Raw genomic sequence first — 12,227 nt, 5'->3', positions numbered from 1 at the left:
CTACCCCCGGAGCAGGTGCGCGCCCAGTAGTTCGCGTGCCTGCTCGGGGATCGGTATCGGACCGTCGTCGCCGAGCATGACCAGGACGGTGTCGCACAACCCGACGCAGTCCTCGCCGACGAACAACGCCGTCGACACCACGTAGGACGTCCGCCCCAGGCGTCCGATGCCCAGCCCGGTCTCGATGGTCGACGGCCAGTGCACCTCGGCCAGGAAGTGCACGACATTGTTGGCCGTGACCAGCCGGATCGTGCGGGTCGCGGGGTCATAGATACCGGGGAAGGTGGCCTCGTTGAACTCGGCGCGGGCGTTCTCGTGCATGGACTCCAGGGCCAGATTATTCACGTGACCGTTGGCGTCCATATCGCCGTAGCGTGCCAGCGCCAGCCCGGTCACCGGGTACAACGCCTTGGACAATCGGGCCGGATGCGGGCGCTCCGCGACCGTGACGAGTGCGATATCTGAGGTCATAACGGCGCCAGTACACCACTTTCATCAGGCCGACGTAACGTTGGCCCCATGGTCGACCTGCACCCCGCGGTGGCGGTACTCGCTCCCCTGCTGGGCACCTGGACCGGGTCCGGTACCGGCGAATACCCCACCATCGAGACGTTCGGATATTCCGAGACCGTCACCTTCGGCCATATCGGCAAGCCGTTCCTGGCTTACGCCCAGCGCACCAAGGCCGTCGACGACAGCCGGCCGTTGCACGCCGAGACCGGCTACGTCCGGGTCCCCGCACCGGGGCGGGTGGAATGGCTGCTGGCGCACCCCACCGGCATCGTGGAGGTGCTGGAGGGCCCGCTGGACATCGCCGGCGACGGGACCGTGACCATGGAACTCACCTCCACCATCGGGCGCTCGGCATCAGCCAAGGAGGTCACCGCCCTGTCCCGCACCCTCACCCTGCGCGGTGACCATCTGAGCTACACGGTGCGGATGGCTGCCGTCGGCCAACCGCTGCAGCATCACCTCGCCGCCGTGCTGCGAAAGGAACAACCGTGACCGACGACCGCCGCATCCGGGTCCCCGCCGACCTCGACGCCGTCACCGACCGCGCGGAGGAAGACCATTCCGAGGTCGATTCCGCAGCGGTGGAACGAATCTGGGCGGCGGCCCGGCACTGGTACTCCGCCGGTATGCATCCGGCGATCCAGGTCTGCCTGCGCCGCAACGGCAAGGTGATCCTCGACCGCGCCATCGGCCACGGCTGGGGCAACGGTCCGGATGATCCCGTTGACGCCGAACAGATTCCGGTCAGCACCAGCACGCCGTTCTGCGTGTACTCGACGGCCAAGGCGATCACCACCACCGTCACCCACATGCTCGTCGAACGCGGCAACTTCTCCCTGGAAGACCGGGTGTGCGACTACCTGCCCAACTACACCAGCCACGGCAAGGACCGCACCACCATCCGCCACGTGGTCACCCACAGCGCGGGCATCCCGTTCGCGACCGGGCCGAAACCGGATCTGAAACGGATGGACGACAGCGAGTACGCCCGCGACATGCTGGGCCGGATGAAGCCGGTGTACCGGCCCGGCCTGGTGCACATCTACCACGGTGTGACGTGGGGCCCGCTGATGCGCGAGATCATCTCCGCGGCAACGGGACGTAGCATCCGCGACATCCTCGCCGAGCAGATCCTCGACCCGCTGGGGTTCCGCTGGACCAATTACGGTGTTGCCGCACAGGATGTTCCGCTGGTGGCGCCCAGCCATGTCACCGGCAAACCGCTACCCGCCCCGATCGCCAAGGCGTTCAAGACCGCGGTCGGCGGCACCCCGCAGCAGATCATCCCGTTCTCGAACACCCCGGAGTTCCTCACCGGCGTCGTCCCGTCGTCGAACACCGTGTCCAACGCACACGAGCTGTCGCGCTTCGCCGAGATCCTGCGCCGTGGCGGCGAACTCGACGGCGTGCGGGTGCTCTCACCCGAGACATTGAGCGCCGCGACCAAGGAAGCGCGACGGCTGCGTCCCGACCTCGCGACCGGGTTGGCGCCCATGCGCTGGGGCACCGGATACATGCTCGGGTCCAAGCGTTTCGGGCCGTTCGGCCGTGACGCGGACGGTGCGTTCGGGCACACCGGGCTGACCGATATCGCGATGTGGGCGGACCCGCAGCGGGCGCTCTCGGTGGCGGTGGTCAGCAGCGGGAAACCGAGCGGGCACCCGGAGGCCAAGCGCTACCCGGCGCTGCTGAACGCGATCAACGCGGAGATCCCGCGCATCACCTGAGGCACCTGTGAGCAGCCTCACGCCCCACTGCGCGTGCGGTTCCGAGGTCCGGTTACGACCAATAGACGTAACCCCCAGAAAGGAAACGAACATGGGAATCGTGGACAAGGCCAAGAACGCAGCCGAGGACGCCATCGGCAAGGCCAAAGAGGTCGTCGGCGACGTCACCAACAATGACGAACTGAAGGCCGAAGGCAAGAAGGACCAGGGCGTCTCGGGCGTCAAGAAGGTCGGCGAGAACATCAAGGACACGTTCACCAGCTGATCTCGTTCGGCGGCGGACCATCCGGTCCGCCGCTGAATTCGGCTAGCGCAGCTTCTCGCCGTACACCCGCTCCACCCGCAGTGCCATCAGTACCCGGCGGTCCGACACCATCACCGACCGGTACTCATCCCAATCGGGATGCTCACCCGCTGCGCTGCGGTAGTAATCCACCAGCGCCTCGACCTCTGGGCTGTGCGGATCGGCACCCGGCCCGGTCAGCGTGACCGGCCCCTCCGCCGTCGCCCATGCCCACCCGTCGGCGCTGGTGACCTCCACCGCCGCGCGCGGGTCACGGCGCAGGTTCGTCGTTTTCGCGCGGCCCTCGGTCATCGACACGTAGATCACGTCGGCGGTCCGGTCGTAGAACGGTGTCACCGGCGACAGCTGCGGGACGCCGCTGGACTTGATGGTGGCCAGCACCCCGAGCCTCGCCTCGGCCAGCAGCGCATGCGGATCGAATTTCTCGGTCATGCCCCCATTTCACACGTCCAGCGGTGCGTTCGCCGAGTCGAGGTGTTCCACCGTGGTGAAGACGAGGTCGGTGTCGCCGACGTTCTCGATATCGTGCAACAGGAACTCGCCCGCCGCGAAGGTGAAATGCCGGGTCTCACCGGCGCCGTAGGACACGTCCCGGGTGGTGCCGTCGGAGGTGTGCTGGCGGCTGCGACCGGCGTTGACCGCGGTCCAGAAGTAGTCCAGCACGTGCCGATGAGCATGCCAGCGCTCCCCGGGTGCCAGCCGGATCTCCCACACCCGGACCCGCTCGTTCTGGCTCAGCAGCCGGGAGCCGACGTAGCCGTCGTGGGAGTAGGCGTCGAACTCGGCGCGCAGCTCATCGCTCCAGCCCTCGAAATCGGTGGCCACCAAGGTGCCGGCCAGCGGGGCGTCGGTGAGGAAGGCTCCGGCGGGCAGGAGCGAAGCGACTAGGGGGTTGTTTGTGGTCATCGTTGTCTCCTTGTCAGTGGCCCGGGCCGTAGAGGCCGAACCGGTTGTCGGGGTCGCCGGGCACCCAGGTGCAGTCCACCTGCGAGCGGGTGCCCATCTCCTTGACCCGGCGCATCAGGCTGTGCGCCAGCTCGAGCTGGCCGGGCTCCCATTTGGCGAGTGCCTCGGAGATATCGGCGCTGTCGGACAGCGCGTCGTACAGAGCCCAGGCGTTCGCGGCGGCCTTGGCGGTGCCCGCGGCGGCGTGCGGGCGCGCGGCGCTGGCCGCATCACCGATGAGCGCGACCCGTCCTGTCGCCATCTGCTGCGCCTGCACATCGTAGACCGCCTGCAGGTAGGGCTGTTCGGTGCGCAGTACCACCTCTGCTGCCGCCGGAGCCAGCAGTTCCGGTGCCGCCGCACGCATCTCGTCGATGAACCGGTCCTGCACCTGGCCCGGGTGCAGTGACACCCCCGCCAGGAAGCCACGCTTGTCGGTCATCAGCTCGTCGAGCTCGTGACCTTCGGCGACGTTGCGGTACCAGACATAGTTCAGCAGGCGCTCCCCCACACCGAGTCCGCCGTCTCCGGACGGGATCGGGTACACGTTGATGTGGGTGTGCGGTGCGACGCTGTAGCTGATCGCATCATGGAGCAGGTCGAAGGTCCCTGCGCTGACCTGATTTTCGGGCACGGTGCCACGCCAGCCGACGTAGCCCGAATACTCCAGCGTGGATCCCGGTGAGATCCGGCGCCGGCTCGGCGAGCTGATCCCGTCGGCGAACACCACCAGGTCGGCCCGCTCACACCGGCCCGAGGTGAACCGCACCTCGACACCGTCGGAGTCCTGATCGTATCCGGCCGCGTACTCACCCAGGTGGTAGTGCGAGGTGCCGAAATCGGACAGCAGCGCCCGGTAGAACGTGCCCCAGGAGGTGTAGCTCCAAGGCGCCGGGTCACGGTGCAGGATCTCGTTGTCCGGTCCCAGGTACTGCACGAAATGGGTTGAGGTGCTGACATTTTCCGGATGCTGGTCACTGCATTCCACGAACCAGCGCAGGGTGTCGGGCTGCAGCACGATCCCGCCGCCGCGCCCGTCCAGCGATGTCGGGGTGCGCTCGAACACGTCGACGTCGAAACCGACCCTGCGCAGCAACAGCGCTGCGGTCAGACCACCGATCGAGCCACCGATCACCAATGCCCGGTGACCGGCCCAGTTCTTCTTCGCCTCGGTCATGCGCTCTCTCCTGCGTTGTCGAGCCCGAGAAATGCCCGGGCATTGGTCTCCAGCGCGGTGTCGTCGATACCGGCCGCACGCGGAAGCCCCAGCGGGTCAGGCGTTCCCATGTCGAACGGATAGTCGCTCCCGCACATCAGGTGGGTGGGGTCGGTCTGTGCGCGCAGCAGTTCGAGCGCGGCAACATCGTGGGTCAGGGTGTCGAACCACAGGTCGGCGAACGCCTCCCGCGGTGGCCTGCCGTTCCCCGCCCGCACGTCGGCGCGCTGATCCCAGCCGTGCTGCCAGCGGCCGACGATCCCCGGAGCGCACCCGCCGCCGTGCACCAGCACGATCCGCAGCGTGGGCAGCGCGTCCAGCACCCCGCCCAGGGTCAGCGCGGCGGCCGCCGTCGCGGACTCCACGGGGTTGCCGATCAGGTTGGCCAGGTAGTACGACGACCATTCCGGGCGCGGCAGCTGCATCGGGTGCACCAGCACCGCCATGTCGTTCTCGGCTGCGGCGGTGAGGATCTCACGCATCGGATCGACGTCGAACGATGTGCCGCCGAGCAGCGGGGGCACCGCGATACCGCGGATCACCGACGCAGACGCCATCGTCTCGATCTGTTTGCGGGCCGCGTCCGGGTCGTGCAGCGTGACCAGGCCCAGGCCGAGCAGCCGGTCCGCGTTGTCACGGCACACCTTTTCCAGTGCGCCGTTGAACCCGCCGACGAAATCGTCGACACCGTCGGTGTGAGCGACGGGGAATGCGAACGGCGGCGCGGACAGCACCCGGGAGCCCAGGCCGGCCGCATCGGTGTCGGCGAGCACCCGGGTCACATCGCTCATCGCGCCCGTCTCGATGGACAGCGGGAGTTCGCCGAGGCAGAGCTCGCCGTCGCGGTCCCGCAGCGCGGGCAACGGCGATCCCGGTGCGAGCCCGAACAGCTCCTGCGGCAACCAGTGTGCGTGGACGTCGATGGGGCCGGTGCGCAGCGTCACGATGCCACTCCCATCGCTTCGAGCGCCTCGAACCGGGCCAGCACCTCGGCCTGCAGCACCGCGACGGCGGGATCGGACGCCCGGCGTGGCCGGGGCAGGTCCACGTCGATGACCTCGTGCACGCGGCCGCCGGGAGCCAGCACCACGATGCGGTCGGACAGTTGCACCGCCTCGGTCACATCGTGGGTCACGAACATGACCGTGCGCCGGGATTCCAGCCAGATGCGTTCCAGATGTTCGCGCAGGGTCCGTGACGTCATGGCGTCGAGATGGCTGAACGGCTCGTCCATCAGCAGCACATCGGGTTCGACGGCGAAGGCGCGCGCGATACCGATGCGCTGCTGCTGACCGCCGGACAGCTGGGCGGGGAACCTGTTGGCGCAGTGGCTCAGCCCGACCAGGTCGAGGTAGTGCTCGGCGCGCTGCTGCCAGCCGTCCCGCTCGTGCTGGACGAATCCGAGGTTGGCCATCACGGTGCGCCACGGCAGCAGCCGGGGGTCCTGGAAGACATAGCCGACGCGGGCGTCGCGCCCGCCGGATCGCAGCCGCACACTGCCGGAGGTGTGGGTCTCGATGCCCGAGACGATGTTGAGCAGCGTGGTCTTTCCGCTGCCCGACGGCCCGACGACCGAGACGAAGGTCTCGCCGGTGATGGTCAGGTCGATGCCGTCGATCACGCGGGTGACGTCGCCGCGCCGGTCGGTGAATTCCTTGACCAGACTCTGGATTTCGATGGAGGCCATGGTGTCGCTCTCTTTCTAGGCGGTACGCCAGCGGGTGGCGTGGCGTTCGATGGGGCCGAGGATGAGCAGGTCGGCGATGACCAGCAGCAGGATGAAGACCAGCACCCAGGCCAGGAAGCCGTCGAGCTGGTTGGCGTCGTACCAGTAGCGCGACCGCCACCCGACACCGGAGGTAGACCCGAACCACTCCGCGAGGAGCAGGCCATTCCAGGCACTCATGATCGCGAAACGCACTGCGGCCACGGTAGATCCGGCGACCGCGGGCGCAACGATCTCGCGCAGCACCCGGGTACGCGATACCCCGAACGCCCGTGCCATCAGGATCAGGTCGGCGGGCACCGCCCTGGTGGCCTTGGCGATGTTGACGACGACGAACGGCAGCCCGGACAGGAAGACCGTGACGACCGGTGTCAGCCAGCCGAACCCGAACCACATGGTGGTCAGCAGCGCCCAGATCACCGCCGGGATGGCCAGCGCCGCCGCATTCAGGTCGGAGAAGGCGAGGTCGGCGATCTTGGACAGTCCCATCAGCACGCCGATGACCGCGCCGACGACCAGCGCCGCGACGAGTCCCAGCAGGAACCGGTTCATGCTGATGGCCAGGTTGCCCCAGAGCTCGCCGATGGCGGCTTCGGCGCCGAGCCTGCCGATGGTTTCGGCCAGTGACGGAACCCGGTTACCGACGATCACCGCGAGCTGCCAGGCCCCGATGATGGTCGCCAGCGCCGCGAGAACGGCTGCCGCGGAGCTGCTCTGGCTGCGCAGTTGGCGCTGCCAGGAGGTGAGGGTGGTCATGCGATTTCCTTCCGCCAGGCGAAGAAGCGATTCTCCAGATGGGCCAGGCCACGTTCGATCAGCACCATCGCGATGATGAACAGCGCGGTCCAGGCGAGCATGTCGTCGACCTGGAACTCCTGGTAGGCCTTGCGGATCATGAACCCGACTCCGCTGCTGGCGCCGAACACCTCAGTGAGTGCCTCGACCTTCCACGCCATCGCGAACCCGTAACGCACACCGGCGAAGACGAAGGTCGTCACCGCGGGCAGATAGAGGTGGCGCAGGATGTCGGACCGCCGGCGTTCGAAGGCGTGACACATCGCCAGCAGGTTCCCGTCCACCGACCGCACCCCCTCGGCCACGTTCATCGCGATGAACGGGGTGGCCACCAGCGCGGACACCACGATCGGTCCGCCGGCGCCCACACCGAAGATCAGCAGGCCGAACACCGCGTAGGTCAGACCGGGCATGTTGCCCAGCACGAACAACGGCAGCGAGAAATAGGACGTCATGAATTTCGAACGGCCCATGGCGAATCCGATGAGCAATCCGATCACCATGGCGATGGCAAATCCTGCTGCGATCTTGGCAATGCTCGCCGCGAAGTTGGTGAGCGCCTCACCGGAAACGACGATCGCGAGCACCCGGTCCGCGACGTCGGCGGGGTTCGGCAGGATGGGGTCGTTGACGATGACCGCGGCCAGCGCCCACAGTCCGACCGCGCCGATCAGGGCGAGCCCGGACACCAGCCAGCGGCGACTCCCCCAGGGTCGGTGGACGGTGGCTCGTGGCGGCGTGTCGCGCGGTTCACGCTGGGCCGGCCGCGCCGTGACGGTCTGGGTCACTGGTGGACTCCTTCTGCTGGCAGGAACTGCGGATCGGTGATGTCGTCGCCGATCACGCCGGTGGTACGCATCAGGTCGAAGATCGAACTCTCGTCATCCGCCCATTTCTGGTCGAAGCGAACCTCGTCGACCACCCAGTCATGTTCGGCCACATACTGCTTCATGAACTCGATGTCCTCCGGGGTGGAGACGGCGAAGTGCTGTGGGTAGCGCTCGATCATGACGTCGCGGTGCTGCTGCCATTCCCGCAGGCCGCGGTCCCACAGATCCAGGAAGGCCGATACTTCACCGGGATGGCCGTCGACCCAGTCCTTGCGGGCGACGAACACATTGCCCATCGGACCGTCGTGGCCCGGCGCGTTGAGTTCGGCGAACAGGTCCGCCGAGGACTTCCCGTCGTAGAGCGCCCGCACCGCGCCGCTGCGCAGCTCCCTCGCAGAGAGGTCGGGATAGCAGATGCACGCGTCGATCTCGCCGCGCGCCAACAGGTTCGACAGGTTCTGGATGTCGGCGACGACGATGTCGAAATCGCCGTCCAGTAGTTGCATATCGTGCATCTGTTTGATGAGCGCGCTCCACACCAGCGTCCCCGAGACCGTGGTGAACACCCCGAGCCGCCGGCCGCGCAGGTCTTCCAGCGACTGGGCGGGATCATCGGTACGGACCATGATGCGACTGCGCTCGGCGTTGTATCGCCCGATGATGACCGTCTCGCGCTGTGTCTGCTCCTCCAGGCCGGGCACCTCGAAGGAAGCAGTGGAGATGATGTCGGCGTGCCCGCCGGCGAAGAGGCCGAACTCGTCCCAGGTGGCGCTGGTCTCGATGGTGTAGCCGGTGTCGCGCTGCCACTCCTCGACGATGCCGGCGTCGTGCATGTAGTCCCAGATCGGGTCGGGCGCGAAGGTGAACCGGATGACGCCGTCCTGGGCGGACCGCGAGGACGCGGGCCCACCGAGGCCGGCCGAGCACGCCGCGGTCAGCGCCAAGACGGCAGCGGCCACCAGGGCCATCAGAGCTTTGGCAGTTCTGCGCATCGGCACTCTCCTCGAACGGTGTCTTGTGACGGTGATCACCAGAACACGATGCTCGTGGCGCAACCGGTCGGGCAATGTTGTCAGGCACACACTTATGCTGGAGATTATGTCTGATCAGATACACCACCAGGATGACCCGATCCTGGAACGCTGGCTGCACGCGCTGGCCGGTATCGGTGAGGCCGTCGGCGGGGATGAGCCCGTCGCACAGCTGTTGGACCGGGTGGCCCGCACCGCCTGCACTCTGCTCGGCTACGACTTCTGCGCGGTGTTCCTGCCCGATGACGCACGCGCGGCGCTCACCATCGTCGGGTCGCACGGCCTGTCCGGCGACTACATCGCGCAGGTCAATGCCGACCGCCCGATCCTGCTGGACGTCCACGGCGAACAGGAGGCCCCGACCAGCATCGCGTTCCGCACCGGCGAGGTGGTGACCCTGGAGGACATCGAGCTGGTACCCGGGTTCGGCTGGGGCGGGGTGGCCCACGAACAGGGTTACCGGGCACTGATCTCGGTGCCGCTGCGCCGGGCCGGCGCGGTCGTCGGTGCGCTCAACGGTTACCGCACCGGGCCGCACAGCTTCGATGCCGCCGAGGTCAGCCTCGTCACCACGCTGGCGACCCAGGTGGCCATCGCACTGGGGACCGCGCAACTGCGGGCCCAGGAGCAGGCCACCATCCGGGAACTCCGCCGCGCCGAGGAGGTGCACGGGCTGCTGATGGCCACCGCACTGCGCGGCGAGGGGGTCGCCGGAGTCGCCGACGCACTGGCCGAGTTGCTCGGCCGGGCCGTGCTGATCGACGAGGTCCACGGCGGCGATCTCAGCCCCACCGTCACCCCGGTCGACGATCACTGGGAATCCGGCGTGGTCCTCGACGGCGCGGTGGTGGCCCGGATACAGGTCGCGGGTGAGACGGCGCTGTCGGCTCTCGATATCCGCGCGGTGGAACACGCCGCGGTGGTCACCGCGCTGGAACTGTTGCGGGCCCGCACCGCTGCCGAGGTGGAACAACGCCTGCGCGGCTCGCTACTGGCCGACCTGCTGACTGCTGATTTCACCGATGCCGCGGCAACCAGCTCGCTACTCGACCGGGCGCGGCGTCTGGGCTGGGACCTGTCGGGCAGCCAGACCTTGATCACCACCCGCTGGCCCGAACATGAACGCGCCGAGCGGGTTCTCGCGATCACCGACCGGTTCGCCGCCGATATCGCACCCCGGCCGCTGGCCGCATTGTTCCGCGGAGATCTGGTGCTGGTGTGCTCACCGGAGTCGCACACAGCCGCTGCGGACCTGGCCCGCAGACTCGTCGGCCACCTGTCCGCAGCCGGGGCCGTCGAGTTCGCGGTGGCCGCGGTCTCCGCCACCGGCACGGTGAACGATCTACCCGATGCCCACCGAACTCTTTGCGGTGCAATGAATTTAGCGGCCAATGCACAGGCGAATACCGTGATCGACATGGCCGATGTGACGATCGACCATCTGCTGCTGCAGCTCGACGATCCGCAACGGCTGCGCGCGTTCGCGCGCACCGTGCTCGGCCCCGTCCTCGACTACGACCGGGCCCGGCAGACCGAGCTCATCCACACCGCGCGCGTGCACCTGGAGCACAGCCTGGACCGTCGCGCCACCGCGACCGCACTCCATCTGCATCCCAACACGGTTGCCCAGCGGATCAAGCGCCTCGAAGAGTTGACCGGACTGCAGTTGTCGCGGCCGCGGGATCTGTTGCGGCTCACCTCGGCGTTGACGGTCGCCCAGGTCGCAGCGCTGGGCTGACGGGCGCGAGGTATCCACCGACGAGCTCGCGGTGCCACCACGCCCGGTCCCGGATCAACTCGCTCGGGGTAGTGAATCGGTACCGGTAGAGGACGGCACGCACGCAGGTCGGCGGCTGTTCACGGAAAGGGTTGTGGCGCAGCAGTTTCATGATGTCCTTGTCATTGGACAGCATGGCGTCGCACAGGGCGCCTATCCAGGGCCGGGCGTAGGACGGCGAGATCGCGGCGAACCACATGAGCCAGTCCAGGCGCAGGTGGTACGGGCTCCACTGCCGTGGTGTCCGTGCGAGTGCGCCGGGCTTGCCCTTGAACTCGTACTCCCGCCACGTGGTGTGCTCGTCGATGGCCGTATCCGAAGTGCCTTCGAACACCACCTCATGGCGGATCTTCCCGACGCTGCCGAACGCGCCATACGAGTTGACCAGGTGCAGAGGGTCGAATGTGCTGTTCATCCGTTGTTCGCGGGACAGCAGATTGCGAGCGGGCCGCCAGCTGAGCACCACCACCAACACGGTGAACGCGAGGACCGCGACACCGAACCAGACCGGCAAGGTTGTGGGCGCATCGCCCGGTTCCGTCCGGCCATAGGTGCTGTCGTCGATCACACTGCAGGCCAACACGATGGTCAACCAGTTGAGCCAGGCGAAGTTGCCCGATGCCACCAGCCACAACTGGGTCACGATGATGATCGCAGCCGCGACACCGGCCACCGGTTGTGGCGCGAAGAGGCCGAACGGAACCAGCAGTTGGGCGACGTGATTGCCCGCAACCTCGATGCGGTGCAGGGGTTTCGGCATCCGGTGGAAGAACCAGCTCAGCGGCCCGGGCATGGGTTGTGTCTCGTGGTGGTAATCCAGGCACGTGAGATTCCGCCAGCACCGGTCGCCGCGGATCTTGATCATGCCCGCCCCGAACTCGACGCGGAACAGCAGCCAACACGCGAGCACCAGTACCGGTAGCGGCGGCGCGGTCTCGTCGTTACCCAGAAACACCGCGAGGAAGCCCGCTTCCAGCAGCAGGGACTCCCAGCCGAACGAATACCAGACCTGGCCGACGTTGACGATCGACAGGTACGCCGCCCACAGAATCAGCCACACTGCCATCGCGGCCCAGATCGGCACCACGTCGGCCAGTCCGAAGACCATTGCCACCGACACCGCGACACCGGCCCAGCACACCGCCGCAAAGAAGCGATCAGAATAGTGCAGGTGAAATAGGCTGGGCGAGGAGCGAAATGGTCTCCGCTCCAAAAACTTCGGGATCGGAGTCAGGCCCTTGCTGCCGAGCAGGGCCCGGAACTGCAGCGCCGCGCAGAGGAACGCGACCACATATACGGCGGCGATACCGCGTTCCAGCACGACCCGGCCCCACCATGACTCCGACGCCGCGAGCCAGTCCAT

Annotated in this window: 14 protein-coding genes; 4 read left to right on the top strand and 10 right to left on the bottom strand. The window is 67.4% G+C overall.

What is annotated here, in order from left to right; genetic code table 11:
* Window positions 1–471, bottom strand: a complete 471-nt coding sequence (locus ASE48_RS16190) for an acyl-CoA thioesterase (RefSeq protein WP_057168132.1) — start codon at window positions 469–471, stop codon at window positions 1–3.
* Window positions 472–519: 48 nt separating this feature from the next.
* Here ASE48_RS16190 and ASE48_RS16185 point away from each other — a divergent pair, with 48 nt between their 5' ends.
* From ASE48_RS16185 to ASE48_RS16175, 3 genes are all read left to right on the top strand, one after another.
* Window positions 520–1,005: a peroxynitrite isomerase gene (locus tag ASE48_RS16185; protein ID WP_057168131.1), complete on the top strand. Its 486-nt coding sequence runs from the start codon at window positions 520–522 to the stop codon at window positions 1,003–1,005.
* Window positions 1,002–2,240, top strand: coding sequence for a lipase LipE (gene lipE / locus ASE48_RS16180; protein ID WP_057168130.1), 1,239 nt, complete (start codon window positions 1,002–1,004; stop codon window positions 2,238–2,240). The genes ASE48_RS16185 and lipE overlap by 4 nt, the downstream gene beginning before the upstream one ends.
* Before the next feature lie 91 nt (window positions 2,241–2,331).
* Window positions 2,332–2,505, top strand: coding sequence for a CsbD family protein (locus tag ASE48_RS16175; protein WP_057168129.1), 174 nt, complete (start codon window positions 2,332–2,334; stop codon window positions 2,503–2,505).
* Window positions 2,506–2,547: 42 nt separating this feature from the next.
* Here ASE48_RS16175 and ASE48_RS16170 read toward each other — a convergent pair whose 3' ends face one another.
* Genes ASE48_RS16170 through ASE48_RS16135 form a run of 8 tightly spaced genes read right to left on the bottom strand, consistent with a single transcriptional unit; the run spans window position 2,548 to window position 9,048 of the window.
* Window positions 2,548–2,976: a PPOX class F420-dependent oxidoreductase gene (locus ASE48_RS16170; protein ID WP_057168128.1), complete on the bottom strand. Its 429-nt coding sequence runs from the start codon at window positions 2,974–2,976 to the stop codon at window positions 2,548–2,550.
* A gap of 9 nt (window positions 2,977–2,985) precedes the next feature.
* Entirely contained in the window at window positions 2,986–3,450 is a 465-nt protein-coding gene (locus ASE48_RS16165) for a hypothetical protein (RefSeq protein WP_057168127.1), read from the bottom strand.
* Between the two features lie 13 nt (window positions 3,451–3,463).
* On the bottom strand, window positions 3,464–4,666 hold the full coding sequence (locus tag ASE48_RS16160; protein ID WP_057168126.1) for an FAD binding domain-containing protein: 1,203 nt from the start codon (window positions 4,664–4,666) through the stop codon (window positions 3,464–3,466).
* Window positions 4,663–5,649, bottom strand: a complete 987-nt coding sequence (locus ASE48_RS16155) for an amidohydrolase family protein (protein WP_235571253.1) — start codon at window positions 5,647–5,649, stop codon at window positions 4,663–4,665. Before ASE48_RS16155 ends, ASE48_RS16160 begins: the two co-directional genes overlap by 4 nt.
* Window positions 5,646–6,392 carry an ABC transporter ATP-binding protein gene (locus ASE48_RS16150; RefSeq protein ID WP_057168125.1) on the bottom strand — a complete coding sequence of 249 codons (747 nt, stop codon included), beginning with the start codon at window positions 6,390–6,392 and terminating at the stop codon, window positions 5,646–5,648. The genes ASE48_RS16155 and ASE48_RS16150 overlap by 4 nt, the downstream gene beginning before the upstream one ends.
* A gap of 15 nt (window positions 6,393–6,407) precedes the next feature.
* Complete coding sequence (locus ASE48_RS16145; RefSeq protein ID WP_057168124.1) at window positions 6,408–7,187, bottom strand: ABC transporter permease; 780 nt, start codon at window positions 7,185–7,187, stop codon at window positions 6,408–6,410.
* A complete protein-coding gene (locus ASE48_RS16140; protein ID WP_057168123.1) occupies window positions 7,184–8,014 on the bottom strand; it encodes an ABC transporter permease in 831 nt (276 codons plus the stop codon). Before ASE48_RS16140 ends, ASE48_RS16145 begins: the two co-directional genes overlap by 4 nt.
* Window positions 8,011–9,048: an ABC transporter substrate-binding protein gene (locus ASE48_RS16135; protein ID WP_057168122.1), complete on the bottom strand. Its 1,038-nt coding sequence runs from the start codon at window positions 9,046–9,048 to the stop codon at window positions 8,011–8,013. The genes ASE48_RS16140 and ASE48_RS16135 overlap by 4 nt, the downstream gene beginning before the upstream one ends.
* Window positions 9,049–9,154: 106 nt before the next feature.
* Here ASE48_RS16135 and ASE48_RS16130 point away from each other — a divergent pair, with 106 nt between their 5' ends.
* Window positions 9,155–10,825: a helix-turn-helix domain-containing protein gene (locus tag ASE48_RS16130; RefSeq protein ID WP_162264240.1), complete on the top strand. Its 1,671-nt coding sequence runs from the start codon at window positions 9,155–9,157 to the stop codon at window positions 10,823–10,825.
* Here the strand turns inward: ASE48_RS16130 and ASE48_RS16125 are convergent.
* Window positions 10,782–12,227, bottom strand: coding sequence for a lipase maturation factor family protein (locus ASE48_RS16125; RefSeq protein ID WP_057168120.1), 1,446 nt, complete (start codon window positions 12,225–12,227; stop codon window positions 10,782–10,784). The two genes, ASE48_RS16130 and ASE48_RS16125, sit on opposite strands and share 44 nt — an antisense overlap.

This window comes from Mycobacterium sp. Root265, assembly GCF_001428895.1.
Classification (GTDB): Bacteria; Actinomycetota; Actinomycetes; order Mycobacteriales; family Mycobacteriaceae; genus Mycobacterium.
The sequence above is the reverse complement of the archived record's forward strand: the minus strand, read 5'-3'. Positions and strand labels throughout refer to the sequence as shown.